The 23680-nt window shown below is 63.7% G+C and carries 23 protein-coding genes; 10 read left to right on the forward strand and 13 right to left on the reverse strand.

The genetic code is table 11. From position 1 onward, the window contains the following. The first annotated feature begins 201 nt into the window (after positions 1-201). Entirely contained in the window at positions 202-2532 is a 2331-nt protein-coding gene (rnr, locus tag OOT33_RS04515; RefSeq protein WP_307748815.1) for a ribonuclease R, read from the forward strand. Positions 2533-2547: 15 nt separating this feature from the next. Here the strand turns inward: rnr and OOT33_RS04520 are convergent, their stop codons facing one another. Then, entirely contained in the window at positions 2548-3516 is a 969-nt protein-coding gene (locus tag OOT33_RS04520; RefSeq protein WP_373690493.1) for a calcium:proton antiporter, read from the reverse strand. A gap of 80 nt (positions 3517-3596) precedes the next feature. Between OOT33_RS04520 and OOT33_RS04525 the strand changes: the two genes are divergently transcribed. Then, positions 3597-3737 (forward strand): hypothetical protein, encoded by a 141-nt coding sequence (locus tag OOT33_RS04525; RefSeq protein ID WP_307749325.1) that lies wholly within the window; start codon positions 3597-3599, stop codon positions 3735-3737. 238 nt (positions 3738-3975) lie between these two features. On the opposite strand, the gene OOT33_RS04530 is transcribed toward OOT33_RS04525, so the two are convergent. Further along, on the reverse strand, positions 3976-4431 hold the full coding sequence (locus OOT33_RS04530) for a universal stress protein (RefSeq protein ID WP_307748816.1): 456 nt from the start codon (positions 4429-4431) through the stop codon (positions 3976-3978). 137 nt (positions 4432-4568) lie between these two features. Here OOT33_RS04530 and OOT33_RS04535 point away from each other — a divergent pair, with 137 nt between their 5' ends. The 5 genes from OOT33_RS04535 to OOT33_RS04555 all read left to right on the forward strand — a co-directional run bounded on the left by OOT33_RS04535 (position 4569) and on the right by OOT33_RS04555 (position 9297). Then, on the forward strand, positions 4569-5906 hold the full coding sequence (locus tag OOT33_RS04535) for a pyruvate dehydrogenase complex dihydrolipoamide acetyltransferase (RefSeq protein ID WP_307748817.1): 1338 nt from the start codon (positions 4569-4571) through the stop codon (positions 5904-5906). 23 nt (positions 5907-5929) lie between these two features. Further along, on the forward strand, positions 5930-6280 hold the full coding sequence (locus OOT33_RS04540; RefSeq protein WP_307748818.1) for a hotdog domain-containing protein: 351 nt from the start codon (positions 5930-5932) through the stop codon (positions 6278-6280). Between the two features lie 34 nt (positions 6281-6314). Continuing rightward, positions 6315-7730 carry a dihydrolipoyl dehydrogenase gene (gene lpdA / locus OOT33_RS04545; protein ID WP_307748819.1) on the forward strand — a complete coding sequence of 472 codons (1416 nt, stop codon included), beginning with the start codon at positions 6315-6317 and terminating at the stop codon, positions 7728-7730. A gap of 27 nt (positions 7731-7757) precedes the next feature. Next, the gene (locus tag OOT33_RS04550) at positions 7758-8597 is read left to right on the forward strand and encodes a PhzF family phenazine biosynthesis isomerase (protein WP_307748820.1); all 840 of its coding nucleotides are present in this window, start codon (positions 7758-7760) and stop codon (positions 8595-8597) included. Between the two features lie 97 nt (positions 8598-8694). Beyond that, on the forward strand, positions 8695-9297 hold the full coding sequence (locus OOT33_RS04555) for a phosphatase PAP2 family protein (RefSeq protein WP_307748821.1): 603 nt from the start codon (positions 8695-8697) through the stop codon (positions 9295-9297). 57 nt (positions 9298-9354) lie between these two features. Here the strand turns inward: OOT33_RS04555 and OOT33_RS04560 are convergent, their stop codons facing one another. Continuing rightward, the gene (locus tag OOT33_RS04560; RefSeq protein WP_307748822.1) at positions 9355-9561 is read right to left on the reverse strand and encodes a hypothetical protein; all 207 of its coding nucleotides are present in this window, start codon (positions 9559-9561) and stop codon (positions 9355-9357) included. A gap of 276 nt (positions 9562-9837) precedes the next feature. Between OOT33_RS04560 and ettA the strand changes: the two genes are divergently transcribed. Further along, a complete protein-coding gene (gene ettA, locus OOT33_RS04565; protein WP_307748823.1) occupies positions 9838-11520 on the forward strand; it encodes an energy-dependent translational throttle protein EttA in 1683 nt (560 codons plus the stop codon). 25 nt (positions 11521-11545) lie between these two features. On the opposite strand, the gene OOT33_RS04570 is transcribed toward ettA, so the two are convergent. After that, positions 11546-13360 (reverse strand): ABC transporter transmembrane domain-containing protein, encoded by a 1815-nt coding sequence (locus tag OOT33_RS04570; protein WP_307748824.1) that lies wholly within the window; start codon positions 13358-13360, stop codon positions 11546-11548. A 173-nt stretch (positions 13361-13533) separates the two neighbouring features. Here OOT33_RS04570 and OOT33_RS04575 point away from each other — a divergent pair, with 173 nt between their 5' ends. Then, positions 13534-14757 (forward strand): polyhydroxyalkanoate depolymerase, encoded by a 1224-nt coding sequence (locus OOT33_RS04575; RefSeq protein WP_307748825.1) that lies wholly within the window; start codon positions 13534-13536, stop codon positions 14755-14757. 30 nt (positions 14758-14787) lie between these two features. Beyond that, the gene (locus OOT33_RS04580) at positions 14788-15780 is read left to right on the forward strand and encodes an enolase C-terminal domain-like protein (RefSeq protein ID WP_307749299.1); all 993 of its coding nucleotides are present in this window, start codon (positions 14788-14790) and stop codon (positions 15778-15780) included. On the opposite strand, the gene OOT33_RS04585 is transcribed toward OOT33_RS04580, so the two are convergent. From OOT33_RS04585 to OOT33_RS04625, 9 genes are all read right to left on the reverse strand, one after another. Further along, on the reverse strand, positions 15781-16875 hold the full coding sequence (locus OOT33_RS04585; protein WP_307748826.1) for a mechanosensitive ion channel domain-containing protein: 1095 nt from the start codon (positions 16873-16875) through the stop codon (positions 15781-15783). Positions 16876-16997: 122 nt separating this feature from the next. After that, on the reverse strand, positions 16998-18251 hold the full coding sequence (locus OOT33_RS04590) for an MFS transporter (protein WP_307748827.1): 1254 nt from the start codon (positions 18249-18251) through the stop codon (positions 16998-17000). Positions 18252-18255: 4 nt separating this feature from the next. Beyond that, on the reverse strand, positions 18256-19062 hold the full coding sequence (locus OOT33_RS04595; protein ID WP_307748828.1) for a TrmH family RNA methyltransferase: 807 nt from the start codon (positions 19060-19062) through the stop codon (positions 18256-18258). A 6-nt stretch (positions 19063-19068) separates the two neighbouring features. Then, positions 19069-19344: an HPr family phosphocarrier protein gene (locus OOT33_RS04600; RefSeq protein WP_307748829.1), complete on the reverse strand. Its 276-nt coding sequence runs from the start codon at positions 19342-19344 to the stop codon at positions 19069-19071. Beyond that, the gene (locus OOT33_RS04605) at positions 19341-19748 is read right to left on the reverse strand and encodes a PTS sugar transporter subunit IIA (RefSeq protein ID WP_307748830.1); all 408 of its coding nucleotides are present in this window, start codon (positions 19746-19748) and stop codon (positions 19341-19343) included. Before OOT33_RS04605 ends, OOT33_RS04600 begins: the two co-directional genes overlap by 4 nt. Next, complete coding sequence (rapZ, locus tag OOT33_RS04610; RefSeq protein ID WP_307748831.1) at positions 19745-20695, reverse strand: RNase adapter RapZ; 951 nt, start codon at positions 20693-20695, stop codon at positions 19745-19747. The genes OOT33_RS04605 and rapZ overlap by 4 nt, the downstream gene beginning before the upstream one ends. Further along, positions 20692-21162, reverse strand: coding sequence for an HPr kinase/phosphatase C-terminal domain-containing protein (locus tag OOT33_RS04615; RefSeq protein WP_307748832.1), 471 nt, complete (start codon positions 21160-21162; stop codon positions 20692-20694). Before OOT33_RS04615 ends, rapZ begins: the two co-directional genes overlap by 4 nt. Next, positions 21159-22757, reverse strand: a complete 1599-nt coding sequence (locus OOT33_RS04620; RefSeq protein ID WP_373690494.1) for an ATP-binding protein — start codon at positions 22755-22757, stop codon at positions 21159-21161. The genes OOT33_RS04615 and OOT33_RS04620 overlap by 4 nt, the downstream gene beginning before the upstream one ends. Then, positions 22726-23451, reverse strand: coding sequence for a response regulator (locus tag OOT33_RS04625; protein ID WP_307749300.1), 726 nt, complete (start codon positions 23449-23451; stop codon positions 22726-22728). Before OOT33_RS04625 ends, OOT33_RS04620 begins: the two co-directional genes overlap by 32 nt. Between the last annotated feature and the right edge of the window lie 229 nt (positions 23452-23680).

The raw sequence follows: 23680 nt of genomic DNA on the forward strand, positions 1-23680 counted from the left end.
GCTGTGGGGATTCAGTCCACATAGGCCTGTCCTGAGCTTGTCGAACGGTGGGAAGCCGTTTTTGGCAACAACGATGCGACACCAAAAGATAAAGCGCGCACCTTGCGTCAGATTAACGCAGCGCGGTCTTACGCTCACGCCGTGGGGTGATAAGCAGCGGGTTTCGCTGGCTTCCTAGGTCTCGCCGGGCTAGCGAGTGTCATGGCCAAACCACATCGTCCCGCAGGGATGCCCACGCGGCAACAGATCCTCGAATATATCGAAGCTAGCGGGCAACCGGCGGGCAAGCGCGAGATTGCCAAGGCATTCGGCCTGCATGGGCAGGACAAGATCCTGCTAAAGGCGCTGCTCAAAGACATGGCGGACGAGGGCCTGATCGACATCGGGCCGGGCAGGGCGTTTCACAAGATGGGCGGGGTACCGCGCGTCACCGTCTTGCGCGTCGTCGAGGTGGACAGCAATCAGGCAATTGCGATCCCGGAGCGTTGGGAGGCGGAAGGCATCCCCCCGCCCAAATTGCGCGTTATCGAGCGCGGGCGCAAATCCGGCGCGCTTGGGGTCGGAGACCGCTTCCTCGCGCGCACGGAGGATGCCGGCAAGGGCCTTGTCGCCCACCCGATGAAGAAGCTCAGCAAGGCCGAGGAGCAGCTGTTGGGCGTGGTCGAGCGCGGCGAGAACGACCGCTTCTGGCTCAAGCCTGTCGACAAGCGCATCCGCCACGCGACGCTCATTTCCGACCTGGGCGGTGCGGCGCCGGGCGACCTTGTGCTGTGCGAGGCAAGCGGGCGACCACCAAAGGTCACGGCGCGGGTGGCGATGGTTTTGGGCGATCCGTTTGCCCCCAAGAGCTTCAGCCTGATCGCCATCCACAAGTTTGGCATCCCGCATGTCTTTTCTGAAGGCGTTGAGCAGGAGGCCAACACCGTCTCGGCGCTGCCGCTCCATGCCGACAAGCGGGAAGACCTGCGTCACCTGCCGATCGTGGCCATCGACCCTGTCGACGCGCGGGATTTCGACGACGCCGTATGGGCCGCGCCGGATGAAGACCCCGCCAATGCGGGCGGCTTCCGCGTCATCGTCGCGATTGCCGATGTGAGCTTTTATGTCCGCCCGGCAAGCGCGCTCGACCGCGAGGCAAGAAAGCGCGGCAACAGCGTCTATTTCCCCGATCTCGTCGTGCCGATGCTCCCCCACGCGCTCTCGTCCGACATGTGCTCACTCAAAGCGGGGCAGGACCGGGCGGCGATGGCCTGCCACATGACCTTCGACGCCAAGGGGGCGATGAAAAGCTGGCGCTTTTCCCGCGCAATCATTCGTGTCGCGGCGAACATCCCCTATGAGGATGCGCAGGCCGCGATCGATCAAAACAAGCCCCTTTCCTTCAGGGGAGGGGTTGGGGAGGGGGAGGGCCTGCTCGAAACCGCCCTCAAACCATTGTGGGCATGCTGGCAAGTCCTCGCAAAGGCTCGTAACAAGCGCGGCCCGCTGGAGCTGGACCTGCCAGAGCGGCGGGTTGTTCTGGACGATGCCGGTCGGATCATGAGCGTCGCCGTGCGCGAGCGCCTCGATGCGCATATGCTGATCGAGGACTATATGATCGCCGCCAATGTCGCGGCGGCCAAGGCGCTCGAAAGCCGCAAGGCCCCGGTGATGTACCGGGTGCACGAGCCGCCAAGCCGGGAAAAGCTGGTGGCGCTCAAGGAATATCTCGCCACCTACGACATCGGCTTTGCGCTGGGGCAGGTGATCACGCCGACGATCTTCAACCGTCTCATCGAGCGGCTGGAGGATCATGAAGCGCGCCCCATCATCATGGAACAGATTTTGCGCAGCCAGACACAGGCCTATTACAGCCCGCAGAATGCCGGGCACTTCGGTCTTGCTCTCGGCAGCTATGCGCATTTCACCTCGCCGATCCGCCGCTATTCCGACCTATTGGTCCACCGCGCTCTGGTCGGCGCGTTTGACCTCGAAATGCCGGCACCAAAGGGGGGCAACCTCCCGCCGCTCACCAGCCTGAGCCAGGAGGATTACACCCACATGGCCCGCGTCGGTGACCTCATTAGCCAGGCCGAGCGCCGGGCGATGGAGGCCGAGCGCGAAACGGTCGATCGCTATGTCGCGGCCTATCTTGCGGAGCATGTGGGCGAAGTGATGAAAACGCGGATCACCGGCGTGCAGAGCTTCGGCTTTTTCGCATCCGTGCAAGGCCTGGGCGGCGATGGGCTGGTGCCGGTATCGATGCTGGGCGCCGAATATTTCACCTATGACGAAGCGCACCGCGCGCTCATCGGCGAACAGACCGGCACGCGCTATCATGTCGGGCAGGAGATCGAACTCCGCCTCGTCGAGGCAGACCCGGTCGGCGGCTCCCTGCGCTTCGAGCTGCCCGACGGGCCGAGCTTCGCCATGAGCGGAGCCCCGGGCGGGCGCAATGGCGCAAAGCGCCCGCCACGCCCGCTTCGCCGCCAGGGCCGCCCCGCCAACATCCGCCACACCAGCCGCAAGCGCGGGCCGGTGAAGCGGCGGTAACGGTCAAGCCTGCCGTTAAGGCACGATGGTGGTGAACAGATAGACACCGAAAATGACGAGGTGGACCACGCCCTGCAGCACCGTGGTGCGCCCGATGCCGAGCGAGAGCGTCGACACCAGCAGCGTCAGCGCAAGCAGCACGACTCCCTTGTCCGTCAGACCGAGGCTCAGCGGCATTTCCGAATAAATAGACAGCGCCGCTACCGCCGGAATAGTAAGGCCAATCGTCGCCAACGCCGATCCGAGCGCGAGGTTGAGGCTGGTCTGCAGCCGGTTTGCGAGGGCGGCGCGGGTGGCGGCCACACTCTCGGGCAGCAACACAAGAGCCGCGATCATCACGCCCACTGTGGCGTGCGGCGCGCCCCAGCCCTCTATCGCGATCTCCAGCGGCTGAGAAAGGATCTTGGCCAGCATGACCACAGCGCCGAGTGCGGCCAGCAGGAGCAGAAACGGCCACGCCAGTTGTCCCCTCCTGCCCGATCCGGCGCGGCCGGCAAGATCTTCGGCCGCAGCAGCCTCGGGTGTGAGGAAATATTCGCGGTGCCGCACCGTCTGGACCATCACGAACGTTCCATAGAGGATGAGGGAGACCACCGCGACGAACGCAAGCTGAGCTTCGGAATAGACCGGCCCCGCCTCGCTGACAGTAAAGTTGGGCAGAACGAGGCTTAAGACGGTGAGCGCGCAGAGCGTCGCGAGTGCCGCGCTGACCCCGGCCTGTTGGAAGGTCTGCTCGTGGTGGCGCAGCCCGCCGATGAGCAGACAGATGCCGACCAGCCCGTTGAGGATGATCATCACCGCCGCGATCACGGTGTCTCGCGCGAGCGTCGCCGCGCCGTCGGGCGCACCAGACATCAGCGAGAGGATAAGCCCGACTTCGATCACCGTCACCGCCAGGGCGAGCACCAGCGTGCCGAACGGTTCGCCAAGCTTGTGCGCGATCACTTCGGCATGATGGACGGCAGCGATGACACTGAACGCCAAGGCAGCTCCTACGAGCAGGAGCGGCACGATGGCCAGTCCGTCCACAAGCAGGACGACCCACGCGCCAAGGGGAGCAAGCCATGACCAGTGGCGAAAATAAGGCCGAAAAACATGCTTCATCCGGGCAACTTAGAGTATCGCGCCAAAAAGTGGGAACCGGTTTTTGGCAAAAAAGCGATGCGCAACAAAAAGATAGAGCGCGCGTCTTGCGTCAGATTTAACGCAGCGCGCTCTAGGGGCCGTGGGGATTCAGTTCAGATGGAGCCGGGGCCGCAGGCGACCGCAGGGCAAAAGGGGGATTTGCGAGCATCGGAGCGCAGCGTACTTAAAGGTACGTGAGCACCGAAGCGCAGAAAATAGCGCTTTGTAGGCCTATATGGACTGAATCCCCACAGCCCCTAGAAGGGCATGCCTTCGGGTCGACCTCCGTTGGCCGCATAGTCTTGGCCTTGATGGGGATCAGCTCAGCCGCTCCAGCTCTTCCGGGCTCAATCCGCCGGGGACGATCATGATCGGGCAGGGCATTTTGCCCGCCTCGGCGCCTGTGAAGTGCGCAACGAGCGGACCGGGGGTGCCGTTTGCCGCCGCCGCGAGCACAAGAGCGGCAATCGTGGCGTCTTCCTTGAGGATCGCGCGGATGATCGGGATGGGTTCGCCGCTGCGTACTGTGATCGTCGGCCTGATGCCGGATTCCTGCATCAGCGTGCCCGCAAGCGCCATCACCAACTGCTCGGCCCGCTCACGCGCCTCTTCGTCCATCATCTCCTGCACGCCGCCCCATTGCACGAAATCGGCCGGCGGCGTCACGGCGACGATATGCACGCCGCCGCCGGTCTTCGCGGCGCGGCGGGCGGCGAAGTGGATCGCCTTCTCAGCCTCAGCGCTTTCGTCCATAATAACCAGATAGGTTCTCATTCGCACATCTCTCCTATAAAAATGTGCCAAATTCGCATGTTTTAGTCTTTTCGTGGCAATTCGGATTGACCCCGGCGTAAAATGGAACAATCACACGGCATTCATAAAACCTCGTTCGAGAATTGGCACCATAGCTTATGTCCATCGAAATCAAAATGCCCGCGCTTTCACCTACCATGGAGCAAGGCACGCTCGCCAAATGGCTGGTGAAGGAAGGGGACAGTGTGCAGTCCGGCGACCTGCTGGCCGAAATCGAGACCGACAAGGCAACGATGGAGTTCGAGGCGGTGGACGAGGGGGTGATCGGCAAGATTCTCGTGCCGGAGGGCAGCGAGGGTGTAAAGGTCGGCACGGTCATCGCGACGATGGCAGGCGAGGGGGCCGAGGCGCCTTCCGCTCCAGCGGCCGCGCCTGCCGCTTCCGCACCTGAGTCGGCGCCCGCTGCTCCTCCGCCGGCTGTGGCTGCGGCTGCATCGGCCCCGCCGCAGCCCGTGGCAACCGCTGCCGCCGCCGAGCAAGGCGCGCGCGTTGTCGCATCCCCCGTCGCTCGCCGTATCGCAAAGGCAAGCGGCGTCGATCTGGCGGAGCTTGCCGGTTCCGGTCCGCGCGGTCGCATCGTCAAGGCTGATGTCGAGGCGCTCGCGGGTGGCGCATCGCGCCCAGCACCAGCGCCAGAACCCGCAGCCCGGCCTGCACAGTCGCCCGCCGCCGCACCGGCACCGGCTCCGGCACCGGCTCCGGCCGCCACCCGGCCCTCGGCCCCCGTCGCCGCGCAGGACTTCGGCATCCCGCACGAGGTTGCCAAGCTCTCCACCATGCGCAAGACGATCGCGCGCCGCCTCACGGAATCCAAGCAGAACGTGCCCCACATCTACCTCACGGTCGATGTCCGCCTCGATGCTCTGCTCAAGTTGCGCACAGAGCTGAACGCCTCGCTGGAAGGCCGTGGCGTCAAGCTCTCTGTCAACGACATGCTGATCAAGGCGCTGGCGCTTTCGCTGATCCAGGTGCCCGAATGCAATGTGCAGTTCGCGGGTGACCAGATGCTCAAGTTCAGCCGTGCGGACATCTCCGTCGCGGTGTCGATCCCGTCCGGCCTGATCACGCCTATCGTTACCGATGCAGGATCAAAGAGCATCTCGGCGATCTCGACCGAGATGGCGGATCTCGCCAGCCGTGCCAAGGCAGGCAAGCTGCTACCGCCGGAATATCAGGGCGGCACGGCCTCGCTCTCCAACATGGGGATGATGGGCATCAAGCAGTTCGAGGCGGTGATCAACCCGCCGCAGGCGATGATCATGGCGATCGGTGCTGGCGAGAAACGGCCGTTCGTGGTCGATGACGCGCTCGCAATCGCCACGGTGATGAGCGCCACAGGCAGCTTTGATCACCGCGCCATCGATGGCGCAGACGGCGCCCGCCTGATGAGCGTGTTCCGCGAACTGGTCGAGAAGCCGCTGGGCCTGCTTGCGTGACAGTGCCGCCCGAAGGCCAACCCATGATCCGCGTTACCGCGATGCCGACTGACATCAACCCCTATGGCGGGGTGTTCGGCGGATGGATCATGAGCCAGATGGCGCTGGGCGCGGCCTCGCTGGCCTCGCGACACAGCAAGGGGAGGGCAATCCTCGTTGCCGCGAGTGATTTCCAGTTTCCTGCCGGGATGCTGGTGGGCGAGGAACTTTCCGTCTATGCAACGCTCGAGCGCCAGGGCCGCACCTCGATGACCATCGCGGCCGAAGGCTGGCGGCGTGAGCGTGATGGCGATGAAAGCTCGCGCGCCGCCTCCGGGTGCTTTACATTTGTCGCAGTAGACGAGACCAACACGCCGCGCGCAATCGCGCCTTGAACCTCCGCAGATATTTTCCAGGGAAGCAGTGATAATGGCAGACAGTTACGACCTTATCGTTCTTGGCTCCGGCCCCGGCGGCTATGTCGCGGCGATCCGCGCTGCGCAGCTGGGCCTCAAGGTCGGCATTGTCGAGCGCGAAAATCTCGGCGGCATCTGCCTCAATTGGGGCTGTATACCTACCAAGGCGCTGCTGCGCTCGGCCGAGATATTCCACTATATGCAGCACGCCTCGGCCTATGGCCTGGCGGCGGAGAAAATCAGCGCCGATCTCGATGCGGTGGTCAAGCGTTCGCGCGGGGTGGCGAAGCAGCTCAATCAGGGCGTCACTCACCTGATGAAGAAGAACAAGATCACGGTCCACATGGGCGAGGGCAAGCTGATTGCCAAGGGCAAGCTGGCCGTAAGCAAGGATGGCAAGACCGAGGAACTGAGCGCGAAGCACATCATCATCGCCACCGGCGCGCGCGCGCGTGATCTCCCGGCCGCGCGGGCTGACGGCAAGCGGATCTGGACCTATCGCCACGCAATGACCCCGCCCGAGATGCCCACAAAGCTGCTCGTCATCGGCTCTGGCGCGATCGGTATCGAATTTGCGAGTTTTTACAACGACATGGGTGCCGAGGTGACCGTCGTGGAGATGATGGACCGCATCGTGCCGGTCGAGGATGCAGACGTCTCCGCCTTTCTCGAAAAGGCGCTGACCAAGCAGGGCATCAAAATCATGACCGGCGCAAAGGTGCAGGAGGTCAGGAATGGCGAAACGGACGTTCAGGTCAAGCTTCAGGACAAGGGCGGCGCAGTAACTGATGGCGTGTTCAGCCACGTCATCGTTGCGATCGGCATCGTGCCCAATGTCGAGAATATCGGTCTTGAGGATGTCGGCGTCGAACCGGACAAACGGTTTCACATCAAGACTGACGGCCTGTGCCGCACCAATGTTGACGGGATTTGGGCGATAGGCGACGTCACCGGACCGCCCTGGCTGGCGCACAAGGCAAGCCACGAGGGCGTGATCGCGGCTGAAGCGATCGCGCAGGCGCTGGGCAATAAGGATGTGCACCCACACGAGATGGATGTGCGCAACATCCCGGGCTGCACCTATTGCCACCCGCAGATCGCCTCGGTCGGCCTCACGGAAGCGAGCGCGAAAGAGGCTGGCTACAAGGTCAAGGTTGGCACCTTCCCCTTTATCGGCAACGGCAAGGCGATTGCGCTGGGCGAGGCGGAAGGCTTCGTCAAGACGGTGTTCGACGAGGCCACCGGCGAGTTGCTCGGTGCCCACATGATCGGCGCCGAAGTGACGGAGTTGATCCAGGGCTATGTCGTCGGCAAGACGCTGGAGACGACCGAGGCGGAACTGATGACTACCGTGTTCCCGCACCCGACCTTGAGCGAAATGATGCACGAAAGCGTGCTCTCCGCTTATGGGCGGGCGCTGCATATGTAGGCAGTCACCGGCTGCGAAAGGTTGCCCATGTCGGACTATCGGCTCGTGGACGTATTCGGCTCGGGGCCATTTACGGGCAACCCTGTCGCGGTCGTGACGGGAAAGGACGACCTCGATACCGACACGATGCTGCGTATCACGCAGTGGTTCAACCTTTCGGAGACGACGTTTCTCCTCCCCGCCACCGATAGCGCGGCGGACTATCGCGTCCGGATATTCACGCCTGACCGGGAGCTGCCCTTCGCTGGGCATCCGACTTTGGGCACCTGCCATGCCTGGCTCGAACAGGGTGGCCAGCCGAAAAATCCGGATCATATCGTCCAGCAATGCCCGGCCGGGCTGATCAATCTTCGCCGTGTCGATGGGCGGCTGGCTTTTTCTGGCCCGCCGCTGGTCCGATCGGGCGGTGTTGATGCACAGACGGCAGAGCGCATCGCTGCCTTTTTGCGGATTGACCGGGAACGTTTCGTAGACATCGCATGGGTGGATAACGGCCCCGGCTGGATCGGCGTCATGCTGGGTTCGGCCGAAGAGGTCTTGGCGCTTGACCCGCTTCGCAGCTATCCCGAGCGGATCGAGGTTGGCGTCATCGGCCCCCATCAGGGCGGCGGCCCCGTAGACTATGAAATTCGCACCTTTTTCACGAACCACACCCTGACGATCATTGAAGATCCCATCACCGGCAGCTTCAACGCCTCGGTGGCCGAGTGGCTCTACGGCAGCGGGCGGGTCGACCGCGCCTATGTTGCGGCTCAGGGCACGAAGCTGGGCCGGAGCGGCCGTGTCTATGTCGATCGCGACGACGCAGGCGCCATCTGGATCGCGGGCGACACGCAGACGCTGGTTCGCGGAACGCCCACTTTTTGAACGAACAGCGCTCCGGGGCGATTTTGATACCGGATTACGCAATGCTTCTCTAAGCTCCCGGCGGCGTAACGATGTAGCCAAGCGGGAGGATCGCAGCATGCCGAAACGGGATATCTTGGTCGGTTTGGCACTGTTGCTGTTTGTGCTCGCTGCGGGGATTCTTCAGGCGCGCGGCTGGTTCGATGGGTTTGATCTTGCGCTTACCGGGCATATCGCCGGATGGCGCGAGGGCGGGGGGGCTGGCTTGACGCCCTTCCTGTTAATGCTCAGCAACCTGACGGATTCCGTAGGGCGCCTGATCATGCTGGCTCTGCTCGCGGCGCTCTTCCTGTGGCGAGGAGCGTTCCGCCATTGGCTCTGGCTGGCGTCTGTATCTGTCGCCGCCATGCTCCTCAATTCGGCGCTCAAGCGGCTGTTTCAGGCGGAGCGGCCAGACGTCATGACCCATCTCGATCATACGCTGAGCTACAGCTTTCCGAGCGGCCATGCCTGCGGAAACATGGTGTTCTTCGGCGCTCTCGCGATGGCGTCCGGTTCGCGGATCAGATGGGCGGCGGCTCTGCCGGTCATCCTGCTGATCGGCGTGTCACGCGTGTGGCTCGGCGTTCACTGGCCGAGCGATGTTATCTGCGGCTGGATCGAAGGCGCGGCGATCCTTCTCATCAGCCGCCACTGGCTCCCGCCCGCGCGCAGGCAATAAAAAAGGCGGGAGGCACCAGGGCCGTCCCGCCTGATTTTGTACGCCGAAGCGCGCAGATTACTGCGCGGCGTTCTCGGCGGCGTTGCCAGCGGCGTTCGCGGCGTTGTCGGCAGCGTTCGAAACGTTGGCAGCAGCATTCTCAACAGCGTTGGCGGCGTTGTCGACAACGTTCGCCGCGTTGTTGGTGGCTTCCTCAGGCTTCGAACCGCAAGCAGCGAGCGCCAGCAGGCCGGCCGAGGCGAAAACAACAGCGATCTTCTTCATCTTGTTAGGCTCCCAATAGCATGTCTCGCTCATGTAAACCTTAACAGTTTCACACCTGCGAGCGCACCGAATTAACGCATCGAGTCAACAAATCAACTCTTTTTTGCCCCCGAGCGTCCTGTTGAGAATCGCGCGACGAACGATTCTCTACTACATAGCTTTTATTTTTGTGCAAGTGCGATGTGGCACCGAATGCTCAACCCATTTGCCATTGCGCGGCGGCTGCGCTAACGCGCGGCCAACATTCTCAACCAGTCCAAGCGGAGCCAACCGATCATGAGCGGTGCGCAATATGCCTTTGTCATGAAGGGCATGACCAAATCCTTCCCCGGCGCGCAAAAGCCGGTGCTGAGCAACATCAATCTGCAATTCTACTTCGGCGCGAAGATCGGCATCGTCGGTCCCAACGGCGTTGGTAAATCGACACTGATGAAGATCATGGCGGGGATCGACACGGATTTTACCGGCGAGGCATGGCCGGGTGAGAACATCACCGTCGGCTATCTGGCGCAGGAGCCTGAGCTGGATCCGAGCAAGACCGTGCTCGAAAACGTGAAGGACGGCGCGCGCGACATCGCCGACAAGCTCGACCGCTTCAACGAGATCAGCATGATCATGGCCGATCCGCCCGAGGATGCCGATTTCGATGCGCTGATGACCGAAATGGGCGAGTTGCAGGAGCATATCGACGCGGTGGATGGCTGGACGCTGGACAATCAGCTCGAAATCGCGATGGAAGCGCTGCGCTGCCCACCGGGCGACTGGAGCGTGGAGAGCCTCTCGGGCGGCGAGAAGCGCCGCATCGCGCTCACCCGCCTGCTGATCCAGAAGCCGTCGATCCTGCTGCTCGACGAGCCGACCAACCATCTCGATGCGGAAAGCGTGGAGTGGCTCGAAAACCACCTGAAGGAATATCCCGGCGCGGTGCTGATGATCACCCACGACCGCTATTTCCTCGATAATGTCGTGGGCTGGATCCTGGAGCTCGATCGCGGAAAATATTACCCCTACGAGGGCAATTACTCCACCTATCTCGAAAAGAAGGCGAAGCGCCTGGAGCAGGAGGAGCGCGAGGAATCCGGCCGCCAGAAGGCAATCAAGGAAGAGCTGGAGTGGATCCGGCAGGGTCCCAAGGGCCGCCAGACCAAGTCCAAGGCGCGTATCGCGAAGTTCGAGCAGCTCGTTGCCGCGCAGGAGAACCGCACGCCCGGCAAGGCCCAGATCGTCATCCAGGTGCCAGAGCGCCTTGGCGGCAAGGTCATCGAGGTCAAGAACATCTCCAAGGCCTATGGCGACAAGCTGCTATTCGAGAACCTCAGCTTCACCCTGCCACCCGGTGGTATCGTCGGCGTGATCGGTCCCAACGGTGCGGGCAAGTCAACGCTCTTCAAGATCCTCACCGGCAAGGAACAGCCGGACACGGGCAGTATCGAGATCGGCTCGACCGTGCATCTCGGCTATGTAGACCAGAGCCGCGATCACCTCGATGGCTCGAAGAACGTGTGGGAAGAGATTTCCGACGGGCTGGACTATATGAAGGTGAACGGCCACGATACGAGCACGCGGGCCTATGTCGGTGCGTTCAATTTCAAGGGCCAGGATCAGCAGAAGAACGTCGGCAAGCTCTCCGGCGGTGAGCGCAACCGCGTCCACATGGCAAAGATGCTGAAGACCGGCGGCAACGTGCTGTTGCTCGACGAACCGACCAACGATCTCGACGTGGAAACGCTGGGCGCGCTGGAGGATGCGATCGAGAATTTCGCGGGTTGCGCCGTGGTCATCAGCCACGATCGCTTCTTCCTCGATCGCCTCGCCACCCACATCCTCGCCTTCGAGGGCAACAGCCATGTCGAATGGTTCGAGGGCAACTTCGAAGCCTATGAGGAAGACAAGCGCCGCCGCCTCGGCGATGCTGCGGACCGGCCGACCAGCCTCGCCTACAAGAAGCTGACGCGATAACTGCGCGGGCCGCTGCGCCTGCCGCTCAGGCGGCGGGCGCGGCGTCCGGCGCAGGGCTGTCCGTCAGCTGCACCGAGGCAAGCCTCGCATAGAGGCCGCCCTGCTGCATCAGCGCGTCGTGGCTGCCCAGTTCCGCGATCCGCCCCTGATCCATCACGACGATGCGGTCTGCCGAGCGCACGGTCGAGAGCCGGTGCGCGATGACGATGGTCGTGCGCCCTTGCATCAGCCGCTCGATCGCCTGCTGCACCAGATGCTCGGAGCGGGAATCGAGCGCGGAAGTCGCCTCGTCCAGCAGCAGGACCGGCGCGTTTCTCAGCATCGCGCGAGCAATGGCGATGCGTTGGCGCTGCCCGCCCGAAAGGCGCGCACCATTTTCGCCGAGATAGGTATCCAGCCCCTGCGGCAGCTCGCGCAGAAACTCCTCCGCGTTCGCCGCTCGCGCTGCCTGCCAGATTTCGTCGTCGGTTGCGTCCCAGCGGCCATAGCGCAGATTGTCGCGCGCAGAGGCGGCAAAGATGATCGTCTCCTGCGGCACCAGCGCCATCAGACCGCGCAGATCGCTTAGCGCGGCCTCGGTGAGCGGGACGCCGTTGAGGCTGATCGTGCCGGACTCGAGATCGTAGAATCGCAGCAAAAGCTGCAGAACCGTGCTCTTTCCGGCGCCCGAGGGCCCAACGAGCGCCAGCGTCTCGCCCGGCTGCACGTCGAGCGTAAAATCCTCCAGCGCCAGCCTGTCCGGCCTGGTGGGATAGCGGAAGCGCACATGATCGAAGCGGATACGCACGCCGCCCTCGTTGGAGGGGATAGCCCGGGCGCTGGCTGGAGTGGCGAGTGCCGGCTCGGTCGCCAGCAGCTCGCCCAGCCGCCCCGCCGCGCCCGCGCCGCGCAGCAAATCGCCCCAGCTTTCGGAAAGCGATCCAAATGCGCCCGCCACCAGCCCGCCGGTAATGACGAAGGCGGCAATGCTGCCGCCCGTCATGCGCCCGGCCGCCACATCCAGCGCACCCTGCCACATCACCGCGACGATCGACCCGAAGATCAGGAAAAACGCCACAGCTGTGATGAGCGCGCGCATGCGGATGCGTTTGCGGGCGATGCCCAGCGTACGAGCAACCTGCGCGCCGAAGCGGTCAGCTTCGCGCTCCTCCTGCCCGAAAGCCTGCACGATGCGCATCGCGCCCAGTATCTCTGCGGTCATGCTGCCCACGCTGGCGACGCCGTCCTGGCTGTCGCGAGACAGGCGGCGCAGGCGGCGTCCCATGGTCAGGATAGGCAGCACCACGACAGGTATGCCGATGAGCAGATAGGCCGTCAGCTTGGGCGCGATCGTGAAGAGATAGATCATGCCGCCCAGTCCGGTCACCATATTGCGCAGCGCGACTGAGATGGTCGATCCGACGATCAGCTCAATCACGGCAGCATCCGCCGTCATGCGCGCTGCGATCTCGGAAGGGCGGTTTTCCTCGAAGAATGCTGGAGGCTGGCGCAGCAGATGACGCTGCACCGCAACGCGGATGTCCGCCACCACACGCTCACCCAGGATCGAAAAAAAGTAAAACCGCGCCGCACTCGCCAAGGCCATCACGAGAACGATGAGCAAGAGGTACTCGAACCAGCGGCCGATGTCATGCGCGCTGCCCGCTGCGAAACCCTTGTCGATCACCAGCCGAAAGCCGCTCGGGATCGCCAGCGTTGCCGCCGAAGCCAGGATAAGGGATACGCTCGCAGCCGCCAGCTTGGCCGGATAACGCCGCAGCAGCGTCAGTATCCAGCGCAGGTTCCCCAGCGAGCCGCGCGGTGCGTCAGGATCGAGCCGGGCGTCGGGTTTTCTTGCCATGCGAGGGCGCTTAGCAGCGGCGCAGACCATTCTCAATCAGACTTTGGGCGACAGCTGCCTCGAAATGGTGATGAGACGGTAAACGAAAACATTTGCCTATTGTGCAGCGCGATAATAACCTGAAAATCATTTCGGCTTATGCTGCCGAACGTGTCGCCCTGAGGGTCAAAAACATGTTGTACAGTGCCTACGAGTTTCACCGCAATCTGCTCGCCGGCGTCAGCGCCATCGCCAATGCCGGGGCGGAGATGCTGAACCACCCCGCCAACCCGCTCGCCTATTTCGGCGGCGGTCCGATTCTCGCCTCTGCGCTTGAGGTCTTCGCCCATGCCTCGGCGCCGCGCGGAAAGCCCGCCTTTGGCCTCGATCATACCGTGATCAATGGCAAAAAGCACACCGTCAATGAAGTGATCGAAGCGCGCAAGGGTTTCGGTCAGCTCAAACATTTCATTGTCGAAGGTGCGCCGAAGGACCAGCCCAAGCTTCTGATCGTCGCGCCGATGTCCGGCCACTATGCCACGCTGCTGCGCGGCACGGTGGAGCGGATGCTGCCCGGCCACGACGTCTGGATCACGGACTGGCGCGACGCCCGTAACGTGCCCCTGTCTGACGGCAATTTCGATCTTGATGACTATATCGACTATCTGATTGATTGGCTCGCGCATATCGGGCCGGGCGCGCATATGCTCGCCGTGTGCCAGCCTTCGGTGCCGAGCTACGCCGCCGTCTGCCTGATGTCCGCCGCCAAGGATCCCAACCGCCCGCGCAGCCTTACGATGATGGGCGGGCCGATCGACACCCGCGAAGCGCCCACCGTCGTCAACACGCTGGCGACAGAGCGGCCGATCAGCTGGTTTGAGCAGAATGTGGTGGCAACCGTGCCGTTCCCCTACGCCGGGGCGGGGCGGCGCGTTTATCCCGGCTTCATGCAGCTTGCCGGGTTCATGTCGATGAACCTCGGCAATCACATGATGAGCCACTGGGAAATGTTCAAGCATTTGGTCGAAGGCGACGACGAGAGCGCCGACATGACCAAGGGCTTCTACGACGAGTATCGCTCCGTCTGTGACATGACGGCGGAGTTTTACCTTCAGACCGTGCAGGAAGTCTTCCAGAAACACAGCCTGCCCAAGGGCGAGTTCGTGCATCGCGGCAAGCGGATCGACACCGGCGCGATCGAGGACGTTGCGATCCTCACTATCGAGGGCGAGCGCGACGATATCTCCGGCCTCGGCCAGACCAAGGCGGCATTGAAGATATCGACCGGCCTGCCTGAAACCATGAAGAAATATTACATGGCGAAAGGCGTCGGGCATTACGGCATCTTCAACGGCAACAAGTGGCGCAACAAGATAGCGCCTGTGGTCGAGGAATGGATTGCCACGCATAACGGCTGATTTACGGGCTTGGCCGCAGTGAGCAGCGCGATCGTCCGGCTCGATAGCGTGGCCGTCGAACGCTGGCCGGTTGCCGGTGCGTTCACGATCAGCCGGGGCGCCAAGACCCATGTGGATGTGGTAGTCTGCACGGTATTGGGCGATCGCCATGCCGGGCGGGGCGAGGCGACGCCGATCTATTATCATGGCGAGGATGCGGAAGGCTGCGCTGAGGCAATCCGCGCCTATGCGGAAAGCGCTGGGGCAGGAGGGCTTTCACGCGCGCGGGTGAATGCCGAGATGCCGCGCGGCGCGGCCCGCAACGCGCTCGATTGCGCCTTGTGGGACTGGGAGGCGAAGCAGCGAGGCGCGCCTGTGTGGCAGCTCGCGGGCCTTCCCGAACCTTCCCCGCTGCCCACGGCCTTCACGATCAGCATATCGGAGCCTGCGCGGATGGAGGCTGACGCCCGCGCTGCGGTCGCGCGCGGGTTCACGCTGCTCAAATGCAAACTCGGTGGGGAGGGAGACACGGCGCGGATCGCGGCGGTGCGTGAAGGTGCGCCCGATGCGCGGCTGATCGTCGACGCCAATGAAAGCTGGAACGGCCACGATATCGCCGCAGAGGCCAAGGCGCTCGCCACGCTTGGCGTCGAACTGATCGAGCAGCCGATCCGCCATGGTGAGGAGGCGCAACTCGCCGGCCTGCGCTCACCCGCACCTTTCTGCGCGGATGAAAGCTGTCAGGACCGGGCGGACATGCCGCGCCTTGCCGATTTTCCGGTCATCAACATCAAGCTCGACAAGGCGGGAGGTCTCACAGAGGGCATCGCGCTGGCCAACCTCGCGCAGCAGCAGGGCAAGCGCCTGATGCTGGGCTGCATGCTCTCCACCTCGCTCGGCATTGCACCCGCCTTTCTTCTGGGCAGCCGCGCGGAATGGGTGGATCTGGATGGCGCATTGCTGTTGGCGCGGGACAGGGAAGGGGGCCTCATCGTGCGAGACGGCCTGCTCCATCCCGGCGCGCTGTGGGGGCTTGGGCGCTGATTATTCCTTGGGCTGGGCGTAAGGCCAGACCAACGTGCCGTCCGGGGCTGCGGTAAACGTCGTCTGCGTCGGATAGGCAAACTCCAGCCCTTCCGCCGCGAACTTGCGCAAAATCGCCATTCCCACCCTGTGGCGCACGGCATCCGCCTCGGTGATGTCATGCCCGTGGACGAAGAAATGCGCCTCGAAATCGAGGCTGCTCGCCCCGAAAGCGATGAAGCTCGCGCGCTGAAATTCCGCCCCCGCCTCCTCGATCGCACCGGCGAGAATCTCCGGCACGCGCTCCGCCTTTTCGGGCGGTGTCTGATAGACGAGGCCGATCGCCATCTTGTATCGCCGCCGCGCGATGTCGCTGAAGTTGGTGATCTCCTGCTCCAGCAGCTTCGCGTTCGCGATGATTTTTTGCTCGCCATCGACCGAGCGCAACCGCGTGCTCTTGAGGCCGATATGCTCCACCGTCGCCGTGGTGGTGCCGAACTGGATGGTGTCGCCCTTGCGAAACGGCTTGTCGAAGATGATCGAGAGCGCCGAGAACAGGTCGGAGAAAATGCCCTGCGCGGCGAGGCCTATGGCGATGCCGCCAATGCCAAGCCCCGCCACCAGCCCGGTGACGTTGACGCCAAGATTGTCGAGCACCATGATCGTCGCGATGGCGAACAGCGCAAAAGTGATGAGCACGCGGATCAGCCCCATCGCGTTCGCCAGCGTCTCGCCGCGTCCGTCGCCTTCGGCTCTGCGCTCGATCAGGCTGAGAATGAACTCCCGAGCCCAGATTGCGCCCTGAAACACCGCTGCAATCGTGAAGAGAAACCGGATGGTCGCGGAAATCATCTCCGGCGGGTAGGCATAACCCATCACCAGCCGGGCGGCAGTCATCATCATGAAAAAATGCGTGGTGCGCGAGAGGGTTCGCACCAGGATCAGGCCGAAATCCAATTGATCGTGCTCTGCCCTGCGGCGGCGCGCAAGTGTCCGGCGCGCGAATGCCATGACCAGATACAGGGCCAGCCCCGCCAGCATTGCCAGCAGGATCGGCAGTATGTGGCTGGACAACCACTGCTGTGAGAGCCTCACCATGTGGTGCAGCTCGGCCATCTGGATATCGAACGCGCCCGGGGTTGCGAGCAGTTTCGGGGGAGGAGGAGTGGGCATCGGGCTGGGGAATGAAGCTCTATCGTTGAGGGCGGCCTTTACCGTCGCGCCTTCGCCTCAACTCGTCAAGCCCGCGCGCGGTTCCGCGTCAACAGCGCCAGCAGGCTCAGCGCTGCGGCTGCCGACATATAAAGCCCCGCCGCGCTCGTGCCCCAGCGCGCCACCAGAGCCGTGGCAACAATCGGCGCCAGCGCCCCACCGAAGATCCCGCCCATGTTGAACGCGAACGATATGCCGGAATAGCGCAGCCGCACCGGGAAGAGCGACGGCAGAAACGCACCCAGCGGCCCATAGACGAAGCCCATTGCGAACAGGCCGCTCGACAATGCCAGCAATATGGCACTGTCACTCGCCAATCCCAACAGCGGCCCAAAGGCGATGCCCATCGGCACGCTCATCATGCATCCGGCGATCAGCACCCCGCGCGGGCTGCGCGTGTCGGACCACCAGCCGGAAAGAATGATGCTCAATGCCATGAACAGGATGGCGACCAGTTGAAGCACAAGGAAATGCTCGCGCGTGATCCCCAGCGTCGCCGTGCCATAGCCCAGGGCAAAGGCGGTGGTGATATAGAAGATCGCGAAGCAGGCAACGGCGGCGAAAGTACCTGCCAACAGTGCGCCCGGATGCTCGCGGATCACGGCGATCGCGGGCGCTTTTGCTGCCTCCTGCCGCTCCAGCATCGTCGCGAATTCCGGCGTTTCCGTGATCTTGAGGCGGATCCACAGGCCTAGGATCACAAGGATCGCGCTGGCCAAAAACGGAATGCGCCAGCCCCAGCTCATGAACTGCGCGTCGTCGAGATACTGCCCCAGCAACAGGAACAGTCCGTTGGCGAACAGAAAACCCACCGGAGCGCCCAACTGCGGCACCATGCCAAAGCGTGCGCGCCAGCCCGGCGGGGCGTTCTCCGTCGCCAGCAGCGCCGCGCCGCCCCATTCGCCGCCCAGGCCAAAGCCTTGCCCGAACCGCATCAGGCACAGCAGCAGCGGCGCCCAGAAGCCGATTGCCTGATACGTCGGCAGGAAAGCAATTGCGAGCGTCGATCCGCCCATCAGCATCAACGAAACGACGAGCGTCGATTTCCGCCCGATCCGGTCGCCATAATGACCGAATACTGCGGCTCCGAGTGGCCGCGCGAAAAAGGCGACGGCAAAGCTGGCATAGGATGCCAACAGCTGCGTTGCAGGCGATGTCGAGGGGAAGAACAGCGGCCCGAACACCAATGACGCCGCCGTCGCATAGATATAGAAATCGTAGAACTCGACTGCGGTGCCGACAAGGCTTGCGGTCAACACCCGCCTGTGCGTCCACATCATGCCCTTATCCCCTCCGCCGCATCTGGTTGCGCACCTCATAGGCCATCACTGCCGCCGCCACCGCCGCGTTGAGGCTGTCCGCCTTGCCCAGCATCGGAATCTTGACGAGCGTATCGCAAGCCGCCTCATAGTCATCCGGAAGCCCGCGCGCCTCGTTGCCGATGAGCAGGAAGGTTGGTGCGGTATAAATGGGTTGCTGATAATCCTGATCGGTCTGCAAACTCGTGCCCACCAGCGCACCGGGGCCGGAGCGCAGCCAGCCGATGAACTCTTCCCACCGGCACTGGACGATGACTTGCGTGAACAGCGCGCCCATGCTCGCCCGCACCGCCTCGACCGAGAAGGGATCGACGCAATCGTCGACCAATATCAGCCCGCCCGCGCCGACAGCGTCGCCCGTGCGCAAAATCGTACCCAGATTGCCCGGATCGCGCAGCGACTGCGCCACCAGCCAGATGTCCGCCGATGCGCGGTCTACCGCCGTCAAAGGCGTCAACCGGTCGGCATAGACGCCCACCAAGGTTTGCGCATTGTCCTTGCCGGACATTTTGGAGAGGATGTCCCCACTGGTGGCGATCACCTCGCCGCCCGCATCGTCCACCGCATCCATCAGCGCGGAGGCCAGCGGATGCGGTGCGGCCTCGGCAGCGTAGAACAGCATCTCGGGCAGCGCGCCCGCCTCGCGCGCCTCGGTCATGATGCGCAGGCCTTCCGCCAGGAACAGCCCCTCGCGCTTGCGATGCTTCTTCTCGCGCAGCGAGCGCACGCGCTTCACCAGCGGGTTCGAAAAACCGGTGATCTCACGGCGCACGGCGGCTCAGTCCTCGCCGAACTTGCCCTCGACCAGCGCGACGAGCTGCTCCAGCGCCTGGTGGTTGTCGTCTCCACTCGCGGAAATGGTGATCGAGTCGCCCATGGCGGCACCCAGCATCATCAACCCCATGATCGACGTGCCGGTAACGCTCGATCCATCCTTGGAAACGGTGATCTGTGCGGGCAGGGCGCTCGCCATCGTCACGAACTTGGCGCTTGCCCGCGCGTGAAGCCCGCGCCGGTTGGTAATCTGCACCTCGCGGCTCACCGCATCACTCATTTCCCGCTTCCCCCCAAGAGTTCGGAGGCGACGCTGATATATTTTTGTCCCGCCTCGCGTGCTGCGGCCACGGCGGCCGTCACTTTCATCGATTTGCGCGCGCTCTCGAGGCGGATCAGCATGGGCAGGTTGACCCCGGCGATCACCTCGACCTCGCCCGCCTTGAGTAACGATATGGCGAGGTTGGAAGGCGTGCCCCCGAACAGATCCGTCAGCAGGATCACGCCCGCGCCGTTGTTGACCTTCTCAACAGCCGCCGCGATGTCCGCGCGCCGTGTTTCCATGTCGTCATCCGGGCCGATGCAGATCGTCTCGATCGCCTGCTGAGGGCCAACCACATGTTCCATGGCCACGCGAAACTCGTTCGCCAGCTTGCCGTGCGTTACCAGAACCAAGCCAATCATGCTGAATGTTCGCCCCGAAAACCGTGTTCTTGGGCCCCGCCCGCCTGTTCTGTGGCATGGTGCGGCGCCGATTCCATGTTGCGGTGCAGGACCGTGGGCGAAAATCCCGCATTGCGCAAGTATCTGCCGACGCGCTCGGCGACATGTACCGATCTGTGACGCCCCCCGGTGCAGCCGAACGCCACCGTAACATAGGATTTTCCCTGCTCCTGATAACGGGGCACCAGCGTGCCGAGCAGCTTCTCGATCTGAGACACCGCATCCTCATAGGCGGGATCCTGCTCGATATAGGCCGCTACCTCCTCCGACTGGCCCGTGAGCGGGCGCAGTATCGGGTCCCAGTGCGGATTGCGCAGGAAGCGCATGTCGAACATCAGGTCGGCGTTGCGCGGCACCCCGCGCGAAAAGCCGAAGGAGACGATGGTCAGCACCGTGCGTTCATTGGGATCGCGGCTATAGCGGGTGCGGATCTCCTGCTGCAGATCGTTGACGAACATCGCCGTGGTGTCGATCACCTGGGTCGCCCAGCGGCGCAGCGGCTCGGTCAATTCGCGTTCACGCGCGATCCCGTCCGCCGCCGGTCGGTCCTCGGTCAGCGGATGCCGCCGCCGCGTCTCGGCATAGCGGCGTTCCAGCTCCGCTCCGGAGCAATCGAGATAGAGCGTTTCGATGTCCCAGCTCTCATGATCGCGCAGGGCCTTGATCCGCTGCACCAGCGCGGCGGCGTTGAAGCCCCGGGTGCGGCTGTCGATACCGATGGCGAGCGGGCGGCCGCGGTGTTTGACGTCCGCCGCAGGCGGCGCGTCCATCAGGCGGTCCAGCAACATGAGGGGCAGGTTGTCCACCACTTCCCAACCCAGATCCTCCAGCGTCCTGAGCGCCGTCGATTTGCCGGCACCAGACATGCCGGACACCAGCATTATCGACTTGTCACGGCCTTCGGTCATCGCATCGGCTCCCACCCGACAGTCTGGCGGCTAATATGCCGCAACGCCAGTTCAATCTTGAGCGGCGCACTGGCCTCGAAGGGGTTCAGCGTAAGCATCGGCACAGCCAGCCCGCAATATGTGCAGGTGGGAAGGGGGTCGGGGTAGCGTTCCGGCGCGGTTTTGTCCGCCTGCACGACCAGCGCTACCCGCGCGCGCGCCACATGCGGCATCGACACCAGCCCCAGCCCGCGCACCTCCATCAGCCCGGCTGTCCGCTCTGGCGCGCTGCCGATCACGGTATCCTGTTCCCGGGCCAGATGGGTATAATCATCGGCCAGCAACACCGCCCCCCGGTCGATCACTCGCAACGCCAGGTCCGATTTTCCCGCCCCGCTCGTGCCCCGGATGAGCACGGCGCGGCCGTCGATCACGACAGAGGTGCCATGCACCGAGCCCGAAAAATTCGGATCGGCCTCTGCGCTCATTCCGAGGCAATACCCGGATCATTGAGATGTGCCAGCGGGAGATAGACATCGAACCGCGCGCCCTGCGCCGCGTCATCGCGGTCGGCGATGACGATGCGGCCCTGATGCCCCTCGACAATGCTGCGCGCGATGGCGAGGCCCAGGCCGCTATGCTTGCCGAAGCCCTCGTTCTCGGGCCGCACGCTGTGAAACCGGCGGAACACCGTTTCGCGCTCGGACTCCGGCACGCCCGGGCCTTCATCCTCGACGCTGAGCAGCACCTCGTCGTTCATCACCGTCGCCGTCACCTGCACCAGCCCGCCGGGCGGGGAAAAGGAGATGGCGTTGTCGAGCAGATTGTCGATCACCAGCACAAGTCGTGCTTCCTCGCCCATCACCACCGCGACATCACGCCGGGGCCGGGCGAAGGCAAGGCGGACGCCGCGCTCTATTCCCCGTGCCTCGCGCGCAAGCAGCATCTGCTCGATCAGCTGGCCCAGATCGACCGGCTCGAAGCGGGTGTGCGAAAGCTGCGCATCGATGCGCGAAGCCTCGGCAATGTCCGTCACCAGCCGGTCGAGCCGCTGCACATCGTCCTGCGCGATGGCGAGCAGCTGCGCCTGCAACTCCGGCTTTCGGACTGTCTGCAAACCATCGAGCGCGGACCGCAGCGAGGCGATGGGGTTCTTCAGCTCATGGCTGACATCGGCGGCAAAGCTGTCGGTCGCGTCAATGCGATGGCGCAACGCTTCCGTCATGTCCGCTACCGCGCGGGCGAGCGCGCCGATCTCGTCTCGCCGCGAGGGCAGACGCGGCACCGCCACCTGGCGCGCGCGCCCCAGCCGCACACGCGCCGTCGCCCGCGCCAGCCGACGCAGCGGCAGCACGATAGTCCGCGCCAGAAACAGGGATAGCCAGATCGAGCTGAGCAGCGCCATGGTGAGCACCAGCGTCAGGCGCATGCGTTCCGCCCGCACCGCGCGGGTGATGTCGCGCGCGTTGGTAATGGCGAGCAGGGAATCGCCGTTCTTGAGGCGGATCGCTGCTGTGATCATCGGCGTGCGGTCCGGCGCGAAGCGGGCAGTAGAGATCGCCCGCCCCGCGTTCGCCGCCGCAATCAGTTCGGGCCAGCCTGTCGCCACGTCGACACGCGGTTCGCTGAAGGGGGGAAGGGGGTCAGCGCCCACCACACCATCGACCATCTCATCGAGAAATCGCGCTACATGGCGCTTGAGCGGCTCCTCCTGCGGGTCGACAAACGTATACCCCGCGCCCCCTGCGGCGGCGCTGTCGAACTTCAATCGACCATCCGGCGCATAGAGCCGAACCCGCTCGCCGTTGCTCAGGGAAAATGCCCGCAGCATCTCGTTCAATGATGACGGGCTCACATAGCCCGCGGCATCGCGTATCATCTCCATGCGCCGCGTCGATTGCACAAGTCGCTCGTCGATCACACGGGCGCGATAGCTGTCGATATAGAAAAACCCGCCCGCCAGCAGGGCGAGCGCAATGACGTTCACCGCGAGTATACGCCATGTCAGGCTGAACCCGCCCCGCCACGAGCCTGCGAGATAGGGAAGACGCCTATCCATCCGAGAAACGGTATCCGGCACCATAGAGCGTGTCGATGGCGTTGAATTCGGGGTCCACCTCGCGGAACTTGCGGCGCAGGCGCTTGATGTGGCTGTCGATCGTGCGGTCGTCGACATAGACATCGTCCTGATAGGCGACATCCATCAGCTGGTTGCGGGTTTTCACCACGCCGGGCCGCGCGGCAAGCGCCTCAAGGATCATGAACTCGGTAACCGTCAGCGTCACCGGCTGCCCGCTCCAGGTCACGAGATGCCGGTCCGGGTCCATGGCGAGGCGCCCGCGCAGCATAGGCTCGGCGGGGGTCTGTGCCTCGCCATATTCACTGACGGCCGCTCTGGCCATCTCTGTCCGGCGCAATATCGCCCTGATCCGCGCGATCAGCAGCCGCTGCGAGAATGGCTTGGCGATATAGTCGTCCGCGCCCATGGCAAGGCCCAGCGCCTCGTCAAGCTCATCCGTCTTGGAGGTGAGGAAGATGAACGGCATCGCGCTCTTTTCGCGCAGGCGGCGGAGCAGCTCCAGACCGTCGAGTCGGGGCATCTTGATGTCGCACACCGCAATATCGGCCGGGTTCTCCGCCAGCGCCTTCAGCGCCGCCTCGGGATCCGTATAAAGCCGTGTGACGAAGCCCTCGCCCTGCAATGCTATCGCCAGCGAGGCGATGATGTTGCGGTCATCGTCGATCAGGGCGACGGTGGGGGCGGCGGCATCGGTCATGCGCGGCACGATTATCGCAATGCGCGCGCAGCGGCAACGCCTGGCCTGCCAAAAGGCACGCCAGACCCTTTCCGTTCGCCTGCAGACTCCCTCACAAGCCCTATTAACCACCAGTTTCGTTGACGTAGGCGCCGCTACGGACTATGCGCCCAAGAGTCGGATATGCAGAACCGTGCCGAGCGCGATCGACGTCGCGTGGATGATGTGGCGCTGGCCGACGGCATAGCAT

Origin of the sequence: Sphingobium sp. DEHP117, assembly GCF_030867385.1 — a bacterium.
Taxonomy (GTDB): Bacteria; Pseudomonadota; Alphaproteobacteria; order Sphingomonadales; family Sphingomonadaceae; genus Sphingobium.

Excerpts from the sequence above, each read along its gene's own strand:
- rnr (WP_307748815.1), top strand. The coding sequence starts at position 202 with ATGGCCAAACCACATCGTCCCGCAGGGATGCCCACGCGGCAACAGATC.
- OOT33_RS04525 (WP_307749325.1), top strand. The coding sequence starts at position 3,597 with ATGACCAGTGGCGAAAATAAGGCCGAAAAACATGCTTCATCCGGGCAA.
- OOT33_RS04530 (WP_307748816.1), bottom strand. The coding sequence starts at position 4,431 with ATGAGAACCTATCTGGTTATTATGGACGAAAGCGCTGAGGCTGAGAAG.
- OOT33_RS04535 (WP_307748817.1), top strand. The coding sequence starts at position 4,569 with ATGTCCATCGAAATCAAAATGCCCGCGCTTTCACCTACCATGGAGCAA.
- OOT33_RS04540 (WP_307748818.1), top strand. The coding sequence starts at position 5,930 with ATGATCCGCGTTACCGCGATGCCGACTGACATCAACCCCTATGGCGGG.
- lpdA (WP_307748819.1), top strand. The coding sequence starts at position 6,315 with ATGGCAGACAGTTACGACCTTATCGTTCTTGGCTCCGGCCCCGGCGGC.
- OOT33_RS04550 (WP_307748820.1), top strand. The coding sequence starts at position 7,758 with ATGTCGGACTATCGGCTCGTGGACGTATTCGGCTCGGGGCCATTTACG.
- OOT33_RS04555 (WP_307748821.1), top strand. The coding sequence starts at position 8,695 with ATGCCGAAACGGGATATCTTGGTCGGTTTGGCACTGTTGCTGTTTGTG.
- OOT33_RS04560 (WP_307748822.1), bottom strand. The coding sequence starts at position 9,561 with ATGAAGAAGATCGCTGTTGTTTTCGCCTCGGCCGGCCTGCTGGCGCTC.
- ettA (WP_307748823.1), top strand. The coding sequence starts at position 9,838 with ATGAGCGGTGCGCAATATGCCTTTGTCATGAAGGGCATGACCAAATCC.
- OOT33_RS04570 (WP_307748824.1), bottom strand. The coding sequence starts at position 13,360 with ATGGCAAGAAAACCCGACGCCCGGCTCGATCCTGACGCACCGCGCGGC.
- OOT33_RS04575 (WP_307748825.1), top strand. The coding sequence starts at position 13,534 with ATGTTGTACAGTGCCTACGAGTTTCACCGCAATCTGCTCGCCGGCGTC.
- OOT33_RS04585 (WP_307748826.1), bottom strand. The coding sequence starts at position 16,875 with ATGGCCGAGCTGCACCACATGGTGAGGCTCTCACAGCAGTGGTTGTCC.
- OOT33_RS04590 (WP_307748827.1), bottom strand. The coding sequence starts at position 18,251 with ATGATGTGGACGCACAGGCGGGTGTTGACCGCAAGCCTTGTCGGCACC.
- OOT33_RS04600 (WP_307748829.1), bottom strand. The coding sequence starts at position 19,344 with ATGAGTGATGCGGTGAGCCGCGAGGTGCAGATTACCAACCGGCGCGGG.
- OOT33_RS04605 (WP_307748830.1), bottom strand. The coding sequence starts at position 19,748 with ATGATTGGCTTGGTTCTGGTAACGCACGGCAAGCTGGCGAACGAGTTT.
- rapZ (WP_307748831.1), bottom strand. The coding sequence starts at position 20,695 with ATGACCGAAGGCCGTGACAAGTCGATAATGCTGGTGTCCGGCATGTCT.
- OOT33_RS04615 (WP_307748832.1), bottom strand. The coding sequence starts at position 21,162 with ATGAGCGCAGAGGCCGATCCGAATTTTTCGGGCTCGGTGCATGGCACC.
- OOT33_RS04620 (WP_373690494.1), bottom strand. The coding sequence starts at position 22,757 with ATGGTGCCGGATACCGTTTCTCGGATGGATAGGCGTCTTCCCTATCTC.
- OOT33_RS04625 (WP_307749300.1), bottom strand. The coding sequence starts at position 23,451 with ATGACCGATGCCGCCGCCCCCACCGTCGCCCTGATCGACGATGACCGC.